The 17053-nt window shown below is 70.5% G+C and carries 15 protein-coding genes, 1 tRNA gene and 1 pseudogene; 10 read left to right on the top strand and 7 right to left on the bottom strand.

All coding sequences use genetic code 11. From position 1 onward, the window contains the following. The first annotated feature begins 58 nt into the window (after positions 1-58). From ACWV17_RS15515 to ACWV17_RS15500, 4 genes are read left to right on the top strand one after another with little or no spacing between them, the layout of a single operon-like run. Positions 59-814: a (Fe-S)-binding protein gene (locus ACWV17_RS15515; RefSeq protein ID WP_455360166.1), complete on the top strand. Its 756-nt coding sequence runs from the start codon at positions 59-61 to the stop codon at positions 812-814. After that, positions 811-2304: a lactate utilization protein B gene (locus ACWV17_RS15510; protein WP_455360165.1), complete on the top strand. Its 1494-nt coding sequence runs from the start codon at positions 811-813 to the stop codon at positions 2302-2304. The genes ACWV17_RS15515 and ACWV17_RS15510 overlap by 4 nt, the downstream gene beginning before the upstream one ends. Continuing rightward, positions 2301-2942, top strand: a complete 642-nt coding sequence (locus tag ACWV17_RS15505; protein ID WP_455360164.1) for a LutC/YkgG family protein — start codon at positions 2301-2303, stop codon at positions 2940-2942. The genes ACWV17_RS15510 and ACWV17_RS15505 overlap by 4 nt, the downstream gene beginning before the upstream one ends. Before the next feature lie 4 nt (positions 2943-2946). Next, positions 2947-3333 (top strand): VOC family protein, encoded by a 387-nt coding sequence (locus ACWV17_RS15500; RefSeq protein WP_455360163.1) that lies wholly within the window; start codon positions 2947-2949, stop codon positions 3331-3333. A 2-nt stretch (positions 3334-3335) separates the two neighbouring features. Here the strand turns inward: ACWV17_RS15500 and ACWV17_RS15495 are convergent, their stop codons facing one another. Next, on the bottom strand, positions 3336-3833 hold the full coding sequence (locus tag ACWV17_RS15495) for a DUF309 domain-containing protein (RefSeq protein ID WP_455360162.1): 498 nt from the start codon (positions 3831-3833) through the stop codon (positions 3336-3338). 105 nt (positions 3834-3938) lie between these two features. On the opposite strand from ACWV17_RS15495, the gene ACWV17_RS15490 reads away from it, so the two are divergent. Beyond that, a tRNA-Pro gene (locus ACWV17_RS15490) sits at positions 3939-4012 on the top strand. Positions 4013-4360: 348 nt separating this feature from the next. Here ACWV17_RS15490 and ACWV17_RS15485 read toward each other — a convergent pair. After that, positions 4361-5566, bottom strand: a pseudogene (locus ACWV17_RS15485) (acyl-CoA dehydrogenase family protein); the annotation flags it as partial. 2 nt (positions 5567-5568) lie between these two features. Continuing rightward, complete coding sequence (locus ACWV17_RS15480) at positions 5569-5802, bottom strand: phosphotransferase (protein WP_455360161.1); 234 nt, start codon at positions 5800-5802, stop codon at positions 5569-5571. A gap of 98 nt (positions 5803-5900) precedes the next feature. On the opposite strand from ACWV17_RS15480, the gene ACWV17_RS15475 reads away from it, so the two are divergent. Beyond that, complete coding sequence (locus ACWV17_RS15475) at positions 5901-6545, top strand: TetR family transcriptional regulator (protein ID WP_455360160.1); 645 nt, start codon at positions 5901-5903, stop codon at positions 6543-6545. A gap of 250 nt (positions 6546-6795) precedes the next feature. On the opposite strand, the gene ACWV17_RS15470 is transcribed toward ACWV17_RS15475, so the two are convergent. Further along, complete coding sequence (locus ACWV17_RS15470) at positions 6796-8937, bottom strand: ATP-binding SpoIIE family protein phosphatase (protein WP_455360159.1); 2142 nt, start codon at positions 8935-8937, stop codon at positions 6796-6798. A 285-nt stretch (positions 8938-9222) separates the two neighbouring features. Between ACWV17_RS15470 and ACWV17_RS15465 the strand changes: the two genes are divergently transcribed. The 4 genes from ACWV17_RS15465 (at position 9223) to ACWV17_RS15450 (ending at position 13320) form a co-directional block, all read left to right on the top strand. After that, a complete protein-coding gene (locus ACWV17_RS15465; protein ID WP_455360158.1) occupies positions 9223-10197 on the top strand; it encodes an NAD(P)H-dependent flavin oxidoreductase in 975 nt (324 codons plus the stop codon). 43 nt (positions 10198-10240) lie between these two features. Then, positions 10241-11128, top strand: coding sequence for a crotonase/enoyl-CoA hydratase family protein (locus tag ACWV17_RS15460; RefSeq protein WP_455360157.1), 888 nt, complete (start codon positions 10241-10243; stop codon positions 11126-11128). A gap of 238 nt (positions 11129-11366) precedes the next feature. Next, positions 11367-11702 (top strand): hypothetical protein, encoded by a 336-nt coding sequence (locus tag ACWV17_RS15455; protein WP_455360156.1) that lies wholly within the window; start codon positions 11367-11369, stop codon positions 11700-11702. A 4-nt stretch (positions 11703-11706) separates the two neighbouring features. Next, complete coding sequence (locus ACWV17_RS15450; protein WP_455360155.1) at positions 11707-13320, top strand: sodium:solute symporter family transporter; 1614 nt, start codon at positions 11707-11709, stop codon at positions 13318-13320. A 493-nt stretch (positions 13321-13813) separates the two neighbouring features. Here ACWV17_RS15450 and ACWV17_RS15445 read toward each other — a convergent pair whose 3' ends face one another. The 3 genes from ACWV17_RS15445 to ACWV17_RS15435 all read right to left on the bottom strand — a co-directional run bounded on the left by ACWV17_RS15445 (position 13814) and on the right by ACWV17_RS15435 (position 16991). Next, positions 13814-14194 (bottom strand): hotdog domain-containing protein, encoded by a 381-nt coding sequence (locus tag ACWV17_RS15445; protein ID WP_455360154.1) that lies wholly within the window; start codon positions 14192-14194, stop codon positions 13814-13816. Beyond that, entirely contained in the window at positions 14191-15855 is a 1665-nt protein-coding gene (locus ACWV17_RS15440; protein WP_455360153.1) for a flavin-containing monooxygenase, read from the bottom strand. Before ACWV17_RS15440 ends, ACWV17_RS15445 begins: the two co-directional genes overlap by 4 nt. A 191-nt stretch (positions 15856-16046) precedes the next feature. Further along, on the bottom strand, positions 16047-16991 hold the full coding sequence (locus ACWV17_RS15435; protein WP_455360152.1) for an alpha/beta hydrolase: 945 nt from the start codon (positions 16989-16991) through the stop codon (positions 16047-16049). Positions 16992-17053 lie beyond the last annotated feature (62 nt).

Genomic DNA, 17053 nt, shown 5'->3' with positions numbered 1-17053 from the left:
CCATGCCCCCCTCCTGGCCGCTACCCGGGCTGGTGGGCCCCGGCATATCCTGCCGACCATGCGCGTCGCCCTGTTCGTCACCTGCGTCAACGACGCGCTCTTTCCCGGCACCGCGATCGCCGTCGTCAGGGTGCTGGAACGGCTCGGTGTCCAGGTCGACTTCCCCGCCGCACAGACCTGCTGCGGCCAGCCGCAGTACAACACCGGCTACCGGCACGAGACCGAGCCACTCGTCCGCCGGACGGCCCGCGCCTTCGAGGGGTACCCGTACGTGGTCACCCCGTCCGGATCCTGCGCGGCGATGGTCCGCGACAACTACCCGCGGATCGGCCGGAAGGCTGCCGCCGAGGGCCGGGGCGGGGAGCTCGCCGAGCTGGCCGGCTCGCTGGTCCCGCGCGTGTACGAGCTCACCGAGTTCCTGGTGGACGTCCTCGGCGTCACGGACGTCGGCGCGTACTACCCCCACAAGGTCACCTACCACCCCTCCTGCCACGGACTGCGGCTGCTCCGCCTCGGCGACCGCCCGCGCAAGCTGCTGGAGGCCGTCAGGGGACTGGAGCTCGTCGAGCTGCCGGGCGCGCAGGAGTGCTGCGGGTTCGGCGGCACGTTCGCCGTCAAGAACGCCGACGTCTCGGCGGCCATGGGCGCGGACAAGGTACGCAGCGCCGTCTCGACCGGCGCGGATGTGCTCTGCGGGGCCGACAACTCCTGCCTGATGCACATCGGCGGCACCCTGCGGCGCCAGGGAGCGCCGCTGCGCGCGGTACATCTCGCGGAGATCCTGGCGAGCACCGAAGAGGAGCCCCACCCGTGAGCGGTACGTACCTCGGCATGCCGTCGTTCCCGCGGGCCGCCCACGACGCCGTACGGGACGAGCGGCTGCGCGGCAATCTGCGGCACGCGACCCACACGATCCGCGACAAGCGAGCCGGGGCGGTGGCGGAACTGGCCGACTGGGCGCAGCTGCGCGAGGCGGGCAAGCAGATCAAGGACCACACGCTGCGCCATCTCGACCGGTACCTGGTCCAGTTGGAAGAGTCGGTCACCGCCGCCGGCGGCACCGTGCACTGGGCGACCGACGCCGCGGAGGCCAACCGGATCGTCGTGGACCTTGTCAGGGCGACGGGCCGGCGCGAGGTGGTCAAGGTCAAGTCGATGGCCACCCAGGAGATCGGCCTCAACGAGGCGCTGGAGGCGGAGGGCATCGCCGCGTACGAGACCGACCTCGCGGAGCTGATCGTGCAGCTCGGTCATGACCGGCCCTCGCACATCCTGGTCCCGGCCATCCACCGCAACCGCGGCGAGATCCGCGACATCTTCCGCCGCGAGATGGGGCGTTGGGGCCGGCCGGCCCCGGAGGGCCTGGGCGACACCCCGGCCGAGCTGGCCGAGGCCGCCCGGCTGCACCTGCGGGAGAAGTTCCTGCGCGCCGAGGTCGGCGTCTCGGGGGCGAACTTCATGGTCGCCGAGACCGGGACGATGGTCGTCCTGGAGTCCGAGGGCAACGGGCGGATGTGCCTGACCCTCCCCGAAACGCTGATCTCGGTCGTGGGCATCGAGAAGGTGGTGCCGACCTGGCGGGACCTGGAGGTGTTCCTGCAGACCCTGCCCCGGTCCTCGACGGCCGAGCGGATGAACCCGTACACGAGCATGTGGACCGGGCTGGGTCCGTCGAAGGGGGCCGACGGCGACGGTCCGCGGGCCTTCCACCTGGTCCTGCTGGACAACGGCCGCACCGACACCCTCGCCGACGAGGTCGGGCGGCAGGCCCTGCGCTGCATCCGCTGCTCGGCCTGTCTGAACGTCTGCCCGGTGTACGAGCGGGCCGGCGGGCACGCCTACGGCTCGGTCTACCCGGGCCCGATCGGCGCGATCCTCAGCCCCCAACTGCGCGGCACCGGCAGCGAGATCGACGCCTCGCTGCCGTACGCCTCGTCGCTGTGCGGGGCGTGCTACGACGTCTGCCCGGTCGCCATCGACATCCCCGAGGTCCTGGTCCACCTGCGCGAACGCGTCGTCCAGGGCGGCCCCGTCACCCGCGACGGGGTGAAGGTGACCATCAAGCCGGCGAAGGGCCACGCGGCCGAGCGCGTCGCGATGCGGGCGGCCCGCTGGACGCTGGACCACCCGGCCGCTCTGCGCGCGGGGGAGCGGCTGGCGTCCCGTACCCGCCGCATCCACCCGAGGCGGCTGCCCGGCCGCCCGGGCCGGGCCTGGAGCGCCACCCGTGAACTGCCCGAGCTGCCCGCGGAGTCGTTCCGCGACTGGTGGCGGCGCACCCGGAGCGAGGGACGTACCACGTGAACAGCAGGGAACGCGTGCTCGGCCGGGTGCGGCGGGCACTGGACGGCGTGGAGCGGGACGGCACGCCGGTGCCGCGCGACTATCTCCCCGTCCACGGGGACCGTGGCACGGCGGAGACCGTCGACCTGCTAGCGGAGAACCTCGCCGACTACCGGGCGGTCGTGCACCGCACGGACGCGGCCGGACTGGCGCCACTGCTCGCGCGGCTGCTCGCCGAGCGCGGTTCCCGGACGGTCCTGGTGCCGCCCGGGCTGCCGCCCCGGTGGCTGTCGGCCGCCGGCCCGGTCCGGGTCGACGACCGCGCGGACGCGACGCCGCACCAGCTCGACGCCGTCGACAGCGTCGTCACCGGGTGTGCGGTGGCCATCGCCGAGACGGGCACCCTCGTCCTGGACGGCAGCCCGGACCAGGGCCGTCGCCGGATCACCCTCGTCCCGGATCACCACATCTGCGTGATCCGGGTACCGGAACAGGTCGTCGGCTCGGTACCGCAGGCCCTCGAACGCCTCGACCCCACCCGCCCGCTCACCTGGATCTCGGGCCCTTCGGCCACCAGCGACATCGAGCTGGACCGGGTCGAGGGCGTCCACGGCCCCCGCACGCTCGAAGCGGTCCTCGTCACGGGTGAGCCAGAATGACGTCATGGCTCATATCGCGCTGGTGACTCTCGTCGTCCGGGACTACGACGAGGCGATCGGCTTCTACACCGATGCCCTGGGCTTCGAGCTGATCGAGGACACACCGCGCTCCGACGGCTCCCGCTGGGTCGTGGTCCGCCCAGCCGGCACCGGCTCCACCGCACTTCTCCTCGCCCGGGCCAAGGACGGCGACCAGCGCGAGCGGGTCGGTGACCAGACGGGCGGCCGGGTCGGGTTCTTCCTGCACACGGACGACTTCACGGCGGATCACGCGCGGATGACAGCCGCCGGCGTCCGGTTCCTCGAGGAGCCGCGCCACGAGCCGTACGGCTCGGTCGCGGTCTTCGAGGACCTGTACGGCAACCGCTGGGACCTCCTCCAGCCGGCCTGAAGTCAGCCGCCGCGCAGCCGGGGTGCCGAGGCCGCCGCCGGAACCGGTTCCGGGTGGCGGGCCAGCCGGTCCGCCAGCTGCCGGGCCCAGGCCACCAGCCCGGTCACGTCGATGCCGTACGGGCGCGCCCCGGCGTACGCCTCGATCCCGCCCGCGCCCCTGAGCAGCAGCGTCGCACCTCCCGACGCGTTGCCGCGCGCCGCGTGCGTCAGCCCCACCGCCAGCTGGGCCAGCCCCCGCCACAGGGCCCGCTCCGCCTCCGGGCCGGACTTCCACGCGTCCTCGAACACCTCGTGCGCGTGGAACGGCATCCCCGCGTCCAGCAGCCGCTGCGCCTCGCGCAGGGTCTCCTCCGGGGTGCGCACCACGCCCTCCGGCTGGCGGGCGACCCCGTCCGCCCCGTACGGCAGCGGGCGTCCCAGGCCGTCCCGCGGCCGCGCGCTGCGCGCCCGGCCCTCCGGATCGCGGTCGCGTCCGCTCTGCTCTCGCGTCTCGTTCACCCTCCCATCTGAACATGACCCGTCCGGCACCGACTTCGCACGGCTTGGCGTGAGGTAGTGTTCTACCTGCGCGAACACACGGGAACACCACCCGTCACCGCGCATCGGGACGTGGCGCAGCTTGGTAGCGCACTTGACTGGGGGTCAAGGGGTCGCAGGTTCAAATCCTGTCGTCCCGACTCGAAAGAGTCGCAGGTCAGGGGCCGTTTCAGAGCAATCTGAAACGGCCCCTTGATCGTTTTTCGGGGACAAGTTGGGACCAACTCGCCTTGAGCGGTCGACGGGCGCCCAGGATCGGGCTGGGCATGGACCGGGTGCTCGGGGCACGCCGAGGTGGGCACAGTTCGCTTGTTGACCGCCCGGCCGAGACCGCATGGAACAGATCGCCGACGGGCACCACGCACAGCCGCTGGTTCCGCGGACGGGGTCTGGCTGGAGGCCGCTCGTCACGGGTGCTTCCTGGCCGCGGTGATGAGGTGCTGCGATGTGTCGACTCCCGCCGCTCGACCGTCGCCCGCCGCGGCCCTTCGGCTGAGTTCGGCGCGGGCGAGGGCGTTCTTGTGCACCTCGTCGGGACCGTCGGCGAAGCGCAGGGAGCGGATGCCGGCGTAGGCGCGGGCGAGCGGGAAGTCGACGGAGAGGCCGGCCGCGCCGTGGGTCTGGATCGCCTTGTCGAGGATCCACTGGACCGTCCGGGGCGTGGCGATCTTGATGGCCTGGATCTCGGTGTGGGCGCCCTTGTTGCCGACGGTGTCCATCAGCCAGGCGGTCTTGAGCACCAGGAGGCGCAGTTGCTCGATCCGCACCCGGGACTCCGCGATCCAGTCGCGGATCACACCCTGGCGGGCGAGCGGCTTGCCGAAGGCCACGCGTTCCTCGGCGCGGGCGCACATCAGCTCGATGGCCCGCTCGGCGACGCCTATGAAGCGCATGCAGTGATGGATCCGTCCCGGGGCCAGTCGGGCCTGGGCGATCGCGAATCCGTCGCCTTCCTGCCCGATGAGGTTCGAGGTCGGTACGCGTACGTCGTGGAACACCATCTACGCGTGGCCGCCGTGGTCGTGGCCGTCGTAGCCGAAGACTTCCATGGCGCGCCTGATCTCAAGGCCGGGGGTGTCCCGGGGTACGAGGACCATCGACTGCCGTCGGTGCCGGTCGGCCTCGGGGTCGGTCCTGCCCATCACGATGAACACCTGGGCGTTGGGGTTCATCGCTCCGGTGATCCACCACTTGCGGCCGTTGATCACGTAGTCCTCGCCGTCACGCACGATTGACGTGGCGATGTTCGTGGCGTCGGAGGAGGCGACGTCGGGTTCAGTCATGGCGAACGCGGAACGGATCTCGCCGGCGAGGAGCGGCTCCAGCCACTCCTTGCGCTGTGCCTCGGTGCCGAACATCGAGAGCACTTCCATGTTGCCGGTGTCCGGAGCCGCGCAGTTGAGGACGGCGGGCGCGAGTTCCGGCGAGCGGCCGCTGATCTCGGCGAGAGGCGCGTATTGCAGGTTGGTCAGGCCGCCCCCAACGTCACCGGGGAGGAAGAGATTCCAGAGGCCACGGCGGCGGGCCTCGGCTTGGAGGTCGCCGAGGACCGGGACCGAGTCCCAGGCCCAGCGGTCGTCGAGAGCGCTGAGCTGCTGCTGGAACACCGGCTCCGCCGCGTGGACGTGACTCCACATCAGGTCGAGCAGATTCTCGCGGAGCAGTTCGGTGCGCGGGTCGAAGGCGAAGTGCATGTTCAGTGTTCCTTGAGTGGGACGAGTCCGGCGCCGAGCGCGACCTTGGAGCCGACCAGCCAGGCATGGAGCGGCATCAGTGCCCGGTCGGTGATCGGGTCGCCCACCGTGGCCATCTCCCCGCCGATGACGGCACGGCGCCGATCGTCACCGTCGATCAGCACGTCGCCCGGGCGGAAATCGCCGTGGACAAGCGCGGCCGCACCTTTCGCGACCGGTGCCTGGCCGAGACGCATAATCGATCTCGATTCGGATTCGACTCTACGGGCCGTACGGGACCTGTCAACCTTGGTTCACGTGAAAATCGGGAGCGTTACTGATACGATCTCGAATCGTGTTCGAGAAGAAACCGACGACCCCGCCATCGACTCGCCCGACCGTGGTACAGCGCCGCGGGAAGGAGCGCAGGCGCGCCATCCTCGACGCCGCCGCGGCACTGCTCGACGAGCAGGGCTACGAGGCCGCCACGCTCAAGGCCATCGGTGAACGTGCGGGCATCCCGACCGCCTCCATGTACCACTACTTCCCCGACCGGCATCAGGTCGACGCCGAGCTCCTGAAGCAGCACATGAGCGAGCTCGACGCGCTGATCGGCGCCGCCCTGGACAACCCGAGGGCGCAGACGCTGCCCGAGGCCGTCGACGTCATGATCGACCTGCATCTCGACTACTTCCGTCGGCACTCGAGCTGCACGGAACTGTGGTTCGCGGGACGCCACGAGACGCTCGACGAACTGGTGCGGGCCTTCGACGAGGCGCAGGCGGAGCGGCTCTGGCGCCACCTTGTCGAGCGGGGCTTCGTCCCCGCCGGCACGCCCGTGCTGCCGCTGCTGCTCGCCTTCGAGGTGGGCAGTCGGCTCTTCGATGTTGCGTTCCGGCGCTCTCCGGCAGGTGACGACGCCACGATCGCCGAAGCTCGCCGCCTCGTCACCGCCTACCTCGAGACGTACGCCTCCGGAGGGCCAGGGCGGCGCGGCTGACGCCTACGGCGTGCCCACCGTGGCGTCGTCGTGACCGCGCGGCCGTCCCGGCGCGCGGTCGGGAAGGTGACGGCCTGGCCCGGCGTAGGGTCGCGGCCTCCGGCTCGGCCCGGAGGTTTTCGCGGACGAGAGTCGACCTCGAATTGAGTTCTAGTTTAACTCGTAAAGAAATGCCGTCAAGCTCTTGTCGTCGATGAGGCCCACTTGAGGCCGCGGCGTGATGGGCGGCGCCCGGTGACGACAGGCGCGGCTATTCGAGCGCCTGCTCCGCCCAGATGACCTTGCCCTCGCGGCTATGTCGCGTGCCCCAGCGCTCGGCGAGCTGGGCGACCAGCAGTAGGCCGCGGCCGCCCTCGTCGAAGGTCCGGGCGCGGCGCAGGTGGGGGGCGGTGCTGTTGGTGTCGAAGACTTCGCAGGTCAAGGTGGATTCGAAGATGAGCCGCAGGTGGACGGGTGGTTTGCCGTAGCGGATTGCGTTCGTCACCAGTTCGCTGACCATCAGCTCCGTAGCGAAGGAGAGCTCGTCCAGTCCCCAGGCGGTCAGTGTCTCGGTCGTGAAGCGGCGGGCGCCGGAGACGGCTGCCGGGTCGGAGGGGAGGTGCAGCGTGGCGACGTGGCTGGGGTCGAGTGCCCGGGTGCGCGCGACCAGGAGCGCCACGTCGTCGGCGGGGCGTCCCGGGAGCAAGGTGGTCAGCAACCGGTCGCAGATCTCGTCCGGCGACATCGAGGACCGTGACCCCTGTGCGAGGGCGTCGCTCAGCAGCGTCAGCGAGGCGCCCACATCGCGCGCACGGCCCTGGATGAGGCCGTCGGTGTGGAGGGCGAGCAGACTGCCCTCCGGCAGTTCCCACTGGGCTGTCTCGAACGGAAGTCCGCCCAGCCCCAGCGGCGGACCGATGGGCAGGTCCGGGAAGTCGACCGCCCTGGAACCGGCCGAGGGAGTCGCCACGGTCGGTGGTACGTGCCCGGCGCTGGCGAGGGAGCAGAGACGGGTGGCGGGGTCGTAGACCGCGTACAAGCAGGTGGCGCTGATCTCGGCGTCCTCGCGGGCCTCCTCCTTCTGGAGACGGATGACCACGTCGTCGAGATGGGTGAGGAGTTCGTCGGGCATCAGGTCGATGTCGGCGAAGGCGCGGACGGCGGTGCGCAGGCGGCCCATGGTGGCGGCGGCGTGCAGGCCGCGCCCGACGACATCCCCCACGACGAGGGCGACCCGGGCGCCGGACAGCGGGATCACGTCGTACCAGTCACCGCCCACGCCTGCTCGGGACCCGCTGGGCAGGTAGCGGGAGGCCGTCTCGACCGCGGAATGTTCCACCGGGCCCTTCGGTAGCAGGCTGCGCTGGAGGGTGAGTGCGGTGGTGTGCTCATGGGTGTACCGGCGGGCGTTGTCGATGTACACCGCCGCCCGAGCCGCGATCTCCTGTGCCAGCAGAAGATCGTCGTCGTCGAACGGCGCGGCGGTGCGATCGCGGGCGAACTGGGCAAGGCCCAGGGTGGCCCCCCGCGCGTGCAGGGGCAGCAGCAGGACCGAGTGGATGCCGAAGTCGGGCAGGCCGAGCGGCGCCGACGGAGGAGCGGGGGCGTCCGGTGCCGTGACCCGTAGCAGCATGGGCCGTCCCGTGGCCAGTGCCTCCGCCGGCGCCGACTCTGCCGGGTAGGTGTGCGAGCGACCCGTGCCGACCGGGGAGTCCGGAGAGTTGTCCAGGACGGAACGCTGGGCGATGCGCCGCAGCACCGGTGCGTCCGTGGGCGGCTGTGGCTCCCCGTCGCGGAGGACGGAGTCGAGGAGGTCGATGGTGACGAGGTCGGCGAAGTGGTCGACGCCGACCTCCGCCAGCTCCTGGGCGGTACGGGCGGTGTCGAGTGTGGTCCCGATCCGCCTGCTCGCCTCGTTGGTCAGGATGAGCCTGCGTTGCATCCGTCGGTCGCGTACCTCCTGGTAGGCGGCGACCACCTGCTCCGAACTGCGGTCGACGTAGTGGAATGCCGTTGAGATCAGCCGGAGGGTCGTGGCGTTGGACAGCTGCCAGTCGTCAGTGAGCCGGGCGGCCTCTTCCTGCAGCAGCTCGAGCAGGCCGACGTGCCCGAGGCGGTAGGCGCGGAGCAGCTTGCTGATCGGTACCCCGCCCTCGGCGAACCTGCGGGCGAGTTCCAGGGCGGAGGCGGGCGCTTGGGCCTCGGTCACGTCGCGGCCGTGCTCCAGGGCGTCCAGGAAGGCCGTGACGTGGTCGGCCGTCTCCCTCAGTGCGAGCTGAGCGAGGCCCTCGTGCTGCCACAGTTCGGGAAGCTCGCCGCGCATGCGCTCCATCAGGAGGTCGGCCCATTGATTCGAGCGTGGTCTCAGCTCATGCGCCAGGCGGCCGAGCAATGCGGAGACGTCCTTCTCCATGAGTGAAACGTATCCAAGGAGCGTGTCGCCCGCCTGTGCGGACGGCAGTGGCCCAGCGGGTGGCGAGGCCGTCGCCTCTGGCGGCGGCGGCTTCAGCGGACGGCTGGGGCGCTCGCGCCCCCGGTGGGACCTTGACAGTTCCTCACCAGGTAGCTCTAAACTCAAATCCGATTCGAGATCGAATCTCGCTCTCGGCCTGCCAAGCCGACGGCGACAGGGAGGTCGCCGTGGGGCTCGCGTACGGCGACGGCTGGAGAACGGAGAGGGCCCTGGCCGGCCTCACTCATGATTTCGAATACCTTCACCGAGTTGTTCGGAGTGGATCATCCGATCGTCTGCGGCGGGATGACCGGCGTGGGCACCGCGGACCTCATTTCCGCAGTGGCCGAGGCGGGCGCGCTCGGCTTCCTGACGGCGCTGACCCAGCCCACGCCGGAGGAGCTGGAGCGGGAGATCGCGCGGTGCCGCGAGATGACCGACCGGCCGTTCGGCGTCAACCTGACCATCCTGCCCACCCTCAAGCCAGTGCCCTACGCGGAGTACCGGGCGGCGATCATCGAGAGCGGCGTACGGGTCGTGGAGACGGCCGGCAGTAACCCGGCCGAGCATGTGGCCGCCTTCAAGGCCGCGGGTGTCAAGGTGATCCACAAAGCGGTGGCCGTGCGGCACGCGGTCAAGGCGCAGAGCCTCGGCGTGGACGCGGTCAGCGTCGACGGCTTCGAGTGCGCGGGGCACCCGGGCGAGGACGACATCCCCGGCCTGGTGCTCATTCCCGCTGCCGTGCGGCGGCTGGACATCCCGGTCATCGCCAGCGGTGGCTTCGCGAACGGCAGCGGTCTCGCCGCCGCCCTCGCGCTCGGGGCCTGCGCCGTGAACATGGGCACCCGGTTCGTCGCCAGTGCGGAGGCGCCGGTGCACCAGAACGTGAAGGACCAGATCGTGGCCAACGACGAACGGGCCACCCAGCTGGTCTTCCGGGAATTCGGGAACACCGGTCGGGTCGCGCGCAACGCGATCTCCGAGGAGATCGTCGCCCGGTCGAAGCGTCCAGGAGCGGTCTTCGAGGACGTCGCCGAGCTGGCCTCCGGCGCCCGGGGCCGCACCCGCGTGCTCGAGCAGGGGCACATGGACGACGGCCTGTGGTGGGCCGGTCAGGCGCAGGGGCTCATCGAGTCGGTGGCCACCTGCGACGAGATCGTCAGCGGCATCGTGGCCGACGCCGAGAAGATCATCGGTCGGCTCGCCGACCTCCGCGGATGAACCCGGCCATGCCGCCCGCCGTACGAAGCAGGAGCACCCCCTGATGACCTGGACCACCCTTCATCACGGCATCGACGACGGCGTCCTCACCGTCACCCTCGACCGGCGGGACCGCCTGAACGCCTTCACACCGACGATGGCCGGGGAGCTCGAGCGGACGTTCACCGAGGTGAACGAGAACGACGACGTGCGGGCCGTCATCGTCACCGGTGCGGGCAAGGCGTTCTGCGCCGGCATGGACCTCGGCTCGGACGGCAACGTGTTCGGGCTCGACGAGTCCCGCACGCCCACGTTCGCCGACATGAGCGATCTGGACAGCCCGGATATCCGCCGGGTCAGGGACACCGGTGGCAGGGTCACGCTGGCGATCCATGCGTGCCGGAAGCCCGTGATCGCGGCGATCAACGGTCCCGCCGTCGGGATCGGGGCGACCATGACGCTGGCGATGGATGCCCGGCTGATGTCGACGACCGCGCGGTTCGGCCTCGTCTTCGGCCGGCTGGGCATCACGCCGGAGGCCGCCTCGACCTGGTTCCTGCCCCGTCTGGTCGGCCTGCCCACGGCGCTGGACCTGCTGTACTCCGCCGAGATCCTCGACGCGGAGGCCGCTGAAGCCACCGGCCTCGCGAACGTGGTCCACGACCCCGAGCGCCTGATGAAGGAGGCTCGCGCGCTGGCGGACCGATGGACGCTGGGCCGCTCGCGCGTGGCCACCGCGCTGACCCGGCAGATGACGGTCCGCAACGCGACTCTGGAACGGCCGCAGGACGCGCATCGGGTGGAGTCCCTGGCGATGTTCTACTCCAGCATCGGCGACGGGGCCGAGGGGGTGTCGGCCTTCCGTGAGAAGCGCTCCCCGCACTTCACGCGGCCGGCCTCCAGCATGCCGCCGTTCTACGACGCGTGGATCGCCGCCACCGAGAGCGGCTGAGGACGACCGGCGGGTCGCCACTCCGGCAGCCGCCGGCGTGTTCCTGGGCGCGGCGGCGCGGGGGTTGACGGAGTCGTAAGGCCCGTAGAACCGACGGCACCGCCCGACCCGTCGGCGGCAAGGGACCCCCGACCGGTGGACGGCCCGGCGCAGGGCGATACGCCGACGTCCGCCGGAGCCCCGCGTCCCGAACCGGTCGCCGTCACTTCACCTATCACCCCAACTACCCGGAGGCTCCGTGCGCTTCCCTTCCGTCCCGGCTCCTGCCGCCCGACCGCCCGAGCCCCGACGCGGTGACGGCCCGGAGGGCGCCGACCGGCACGTCGGGCGAACGTTCCTGAACGTCAACGCGGTGCCCCTCGGCATCGGCGTCGCGCTGTCCTGCTCCACCGCGCTCACCGGATTCCACGTGCACGGACGCCTCACGCTCGGCGTCGTATGGGGCCTCCTGCAACTCGGTGTCTTCCTCGGCAGTGCGTGGTGGTACGAGAACCGGTCCACGCGTCTGTGCGATCCCGGTGAGCGGTCACCGGCTTCCCAACCGCCCGCCGCCGTACGAGAGTCGGGATGGTGAGCCGGTGACGACTCCGCTCCTCCTGAGCTCGGGCGTACTCGATCCGGTCGGCTCGGCCGCCAGGGGCCCCGTGATCAGCGCCTTCCTGATCTTCATCGGGCTGTACCTGCTGTGGACCTTCACCCTCGCGAGCCCGGACGAACGTCCGGAAACGCTCTACACCGCCGACCGGTCCCTCTCGCCGGCCTTCAACGGCTTTGCCCTGGCGGGCGAGTACATCACCGTCGTCACCCTGTTCGCGACGTCGGGGGCAATCGCCCTTTTCGGCTATGACGGGCTCGCCTCCGCCGTCGACAGCGTCATCGCGCTCGGTGTCCTGCTCCTCCTCGCCCGGAAGATCCGCGACAGCGGTCATTACACGCTCGGTGGCCTCTTCTCCCTGCGGGCGTCGGGCCAGGGACCGCGCACGGCGGCGGCAGTGGTGACGCTCGTCATCACGATCCCGCTGCTCATCGTCCAGCTGCGGGCCGCCGGCATCAGCGCGGCGCTGCTGATCGGCATGTCGAGCGACAGGGCCCAGGTGGCCTGCACGATTCTGATGGGCTGCCTCGTGGCCTGTTTCGCCGCGGTGGCCGACCTGAGGGGCGCCAGTTTCGTCCAGGTCGTCAAGGTGCCCGTCACGCTGGTGACGCTCGCGGTGGTCACTCTGCTCGCCCTGCACAAGTTCTCCTGGAGCCCCGCCGGCCTGCTCTCGGCTGCGGTGGAGCAGAGCGCGGCTCCGGACAGGTACTTGAGCCGGGGGCTCTGGGCGCACACGGCGGGCCTCGGCCCGCTGAATACGATCAGCGACCACGTCGTCGTGGTCCTGGGCATGGCGATGATGCCGCACCTGATCCTCCGTGTCGCCGCGTCACGGAGCGGGCGGGCGGCCCGACGGGCCACGAGCATCGCCGTGGGACTGACGGGCGCCTTCTACCTCCTGCTGATCACGACCGGATTCGCGGCGGCGGCCGTCGTCGGAGGCGAGGCGATCGGCGCGGTCGACGCGAACGGTCAGGCGGCCCCGATCCTCCTTGCCTCCGGTGTCCTCGACCACGGATCGACGGCACGCGTGGTCCTCATCACCGTCGTGGCGTGTGTGGCGTTCCTCGCCGTGCTGACGGCCGTGACGAGCGTGAGCTTCGCCGCCGCGGTCTCTCTCACGCACGACGTCCTCACCCGGACGAAGCGCCCCCTCACCGCTACGGGCGAGGTGTGGGCCCTTCGCGTTGGCGTCGCCGTCCTGTGTGTCGGAGGGGTGTCGCTGTCCGCCTCCGTCCACCGCTATCCCGTCGAGTTCCTGGTCACGTTCTCGCTGGGCGTCGCGGCGTCCTGCGTCTTCCCCGTGCTGATCTACTCCTTCTTCTGGCCGGGGTTCAACCGCCGAGGACTGGTGTGGTCCGTGTATGGGGGACTGGCGCTGTGCACCGTCCTCACCTTCTTCTCCCCGACCGTCTCCGGGACCGAGTACGCGCTGTGGCCGGACATGGCCTTCGACTGGTACCCGTTCCACACCTCGGGCCTGATCTCCGTCCCGGCCGCCTTCCTGCTCGGGTGGCTCGGCAGCAGGAGGTCTGCGGAAGCGCCGCGCCCTTCTCGACAGGCCGTGGACGTCGGAGGAAGGGGCAGGGCGGCGTAGCACGCGGTGGCCGGGGCGGGCACGGTCGTGCCTGCCCCGGCCACGATCCAGCTGCCTGTGGGGACCAATCCGAGGTGAAGGGCGTTGCCTGGCGGGTCTTCTTCTACGTTGTCGGCGCGTACGTGTTCCTCAACGTGGTGGGCCTCCTGGGCGCGCACGCCCAGAAGTAGCGAGCCGAAACCCCGGAGCGCGTGCCGGCGACGACCGGCTCGGGGCGCAGAAGCCACCTTCGTAGGTCACGGCGTCGACGTAGGCGCCGGCGCGGCGACGTACAGCCGCCGACGATCGTGGAGACCGAATCCTGCCCGGCCGCCGTGTGGCGCCGAGGACGCCGTCGGACCGGCAACGGTGGTCGCCGTCGGCGACCACCGTTGCCGGTCCGCTGATCCCGCATCGCCGCGGACCGGGCCAGGCCGAACTCCCTGCCTGGAAAGGGGGATACAACGCCCCACCGCGACGTGCGTCTACGCGTCGAGGGCCCTCCCCCCGACGGTCACCGTGCCGTCGTTCCGGCGCCGGCCGGAACGACGGCGGTTCCTCGTGCCCGTGTGGCGACGATGGGCTCTGCCAGCACTTCGGCCCGGCCGGTGTCGTCGACCGTGCGGCAGATGACGCGCAGTTCGAAGTCGACGGTCCGGCTTCGGGTCCCCTTCGACGCCAGGCGGGCCTCGGCCTCGACGACGTCGCCGCCGCGGACCGGGGCGAGGAACTCGACCGACGCGTACCCGGCGAACAGGCTCTCGTGGCCGTCGATGGTGATCGCCAGGTGCGTGCCGGCGTCTCCGAACAGCTTCAGCCCGAAGGCCCCGTCGACCAGGTTTCCCGCGTAGTGCGCCTCGGAGTGGGCGACATAGCGCTGGTGCACGACCTTCATGCGATCTCCTCGTCGATGCGGCCGATACGGCGGGCGACGGTCGCGCCGTCGAGCCCGATGCCGGGGTAGCCGTGCTTGGCGAGGTCGGTGCACATCCGGCGGTACTTGCCGACGCCGCCCACATAGCCGAGGAAGGTCGTCGGCTTGCCGGTCACGTTCGAACCCCGGTACCAGGAGTCGGTGGTCGCGTACAGCGTCTGGTTCACCGTGTCCTCTGTGATCTTCACCCAGTCGTTCTGGGCTTCGGCCGTCGGCTCGACGACTTCGGCGCCCTCCGCCCTCGCGTGTCCGATCAGATCGGTGATCCAGCCGACGGCCTGCTCGATCGTGACCACGACATTGCTCGCCAGTGCCGGGCTCTGCGGTCCGCCGATCATGAAGAAGTTCGGGAACCCGGCGGTCATGATGCCCAGGTACGTCCTGACTCCGTCGCTCCACGCGTCCTGCAGCCTGCCGAACTCCGGGGCCGAGATGTTGAGCGCGAACAGAGGGCCGGTGAAGGCGTCGAATCCGATCGCCATCACGATGGCGTCGACCTCGTAGGAGCCGCCCGCTGTGACGATGCTGTCGCTCGTCATGGTTTCGATGGGCTTGTCGCGCAGGGAGACCACCGAGACGTTCGGGCGGTTGAAGGTCTCGTAGTAGTCGGTGCCGAAGCAGCTGCGTTTGGCGCCGAGTGCGTGGAAGCGGGGCTCGAGGACGGCGGCGGTCTCGGGGTCCTGGACGATCTGGCGGATCTTCTCGCGCACGAACTCCGCCGCGGTCTCATTGGCCCTCGCGTCGGTCAGCAGATCGGAGAACTCGCCGCCGACGCCGGTGAATCCGCTGCGCTCATAGGCCTTCTCATAGCGCTCGCTCCGCTCCTCGTCGGAGACGTCGAACGCCGCGGCATCCGGGATGCGGTCCGGGATGCCGCCGAGCGAGTGGCGGCACTCCTCGCGGATCGCCGCGTAACTGCTCTTGATCTCGTCGACGACATCCGCCGACAGCGGGGCGTTCCGGGCCGGGAAGACGTAGTTGGGGGTGCGCTGGAACACGGTGAGGTGCTCGGCGACCTCGGCGATGAGCGGAATGCACTGCACCGCGGACGATCCGGTGCCGATCACGGCGACGCGCTTGCCCGCCAGATCGCTCAGCGGGATGTTCCACCGGCTCGTCGAGACCGTGGTCCCGGTGAAGTTCTCCAGGCCCGGCACGTCGAAGTCCTTGGGCGTCGAGAGGCCTCCCGAGCCGGCGAGCAGATAGCGACCCCGCCGGGTCTCGCCGGAGTCGAGGGTCACCTCCCAGAGGCTCTCGTCCGGGAGCCAGGTCGCCGAGGTCACCCGGGTGTTGAAGCTGAAGTGCCTTCGCAGGTCGAAGCGGTCCGCGACGTGATCGATGTAGCTGAGGATCTCGGCCTGCGGAGCGAAGCGCTCGCTCCAGGTCCACTCCTGCTGAAGCTCTTCGCTGAACGAGTACGAGTAATAGACGCTCTCGACGTCGCACCGCGCACCGGGGTACGTGTTCCAGTACCACGTGCCGCCGACGGTGGGCGCGACCTCGAATCCGGCGAATGTCCAGCCCTTCTCGGCGACCTTGTAGGCGGCGTAGAGGCCGGAGAATCCCGCACCGACACAGAGGACGTCAACGACGGGGGCGGCGGCTGGAGTCTTGTCAGTCATGCATCTGCCTTCGGGTAGTCGAAACGCGGGCGGCATCCGGCCGTCAGCTGCGGCGGGGGGCCGTTCACCCTCGGTACGCCGAGGAGCCCGTATGAGTCATTTGACTTGGTCGTATGACCAACTCAGCCTAGTCAGCGGCCCGAGTGGCGGTCAATAGTCGAATGCGAATCGAGTTGCGCGGCCGCGCATGCTCACGCGTCGGCGACGTCCCGCAGGTGGCGCGCCACCTGGGCGATCGCCTCGTCCGTCCTGGCGAACACGCCCACCTCGGTGAAGAAGCCGTGGAACACGCCGACGCAGCGGGTCGCGGTCACCTCGACGCCGTCGCACCGCAGCCTCTCGGCATACGCCTCGGCATCGTCGCGAAGCGGGTCGACCGCGGCGGTGAGAACGAGTGCCGGCGGGAGGCCGCGCAGCGATTCGGCGTGCATCGGGGCCGCGAGGTGGTCGACCGCTCCCGCATGGTCCGGTCCGAGGTACTGCTCCCAGAACCAGCGAGCGTCCGCGCCGGTCAACAGGGGTGCGTCGGCGAACTCGGTCCAGGACGGGGTGGCGAACGAATCGTCGACGGCGGGGTAGGCCAGCACCTGGGACACGGGCTGAGCGAGGCCGAGGTCCCGAAGCTTGAGGCAGAGTGCGGTGGCCAGATTGCCGCCCGCGGAATCTCCCCCGACGGCGATCATGTCCGGATCGATGCCGAACCCGGCAGCCGACCGGCGCAGCCAGGCGAGCGCGTCGAAGCAGTCGTCGAGCGCTGCCGGATAGGGGTTCTCCGGCGCGAGCCGGTACTCCAGGGAGAACACCGCCCACCCGGACCGGGCGGCGATCGCGCGGCAGACCTCGTCGACTCCGTCAAGGGTGCCGAGCACGAATCCGCCACCGTGCAGATACATCAGCGCCGGGCGTGGGCCCGCGGACGGCGGCGAGCCGTCCGGGTGGTAAAGGCGGGCGCGGAGCTCGCCGGAGCGGGCGGGCAGGGTCAGGCAATCCACCCGGTCGAGGTGGGTGAGGGGCTGCTCCGGCGGTGTGGTCGCCAGGAGTTTCCGTGCCGCTGCCGGACCCAGTTCGCGCACCGGTTTCTTGAGAGTTTCGGCGATGAGGCGGGCGACGAACTGGGCATCGGTGTCGGCGTACACGTGAACGTCCCCACCCGCGTACGGATGAACGTCCCCAGTTCTTGATGCCTTGAAGGGACACC

Source organism: Streptomyces mabaensis (genome assembly GCF_053763515.1).
The sequence above is the reverse complement of the archived record's forward strand: the minus strand, read 5'-3'. Positions and strand labels throughout refer to the sequence as shown.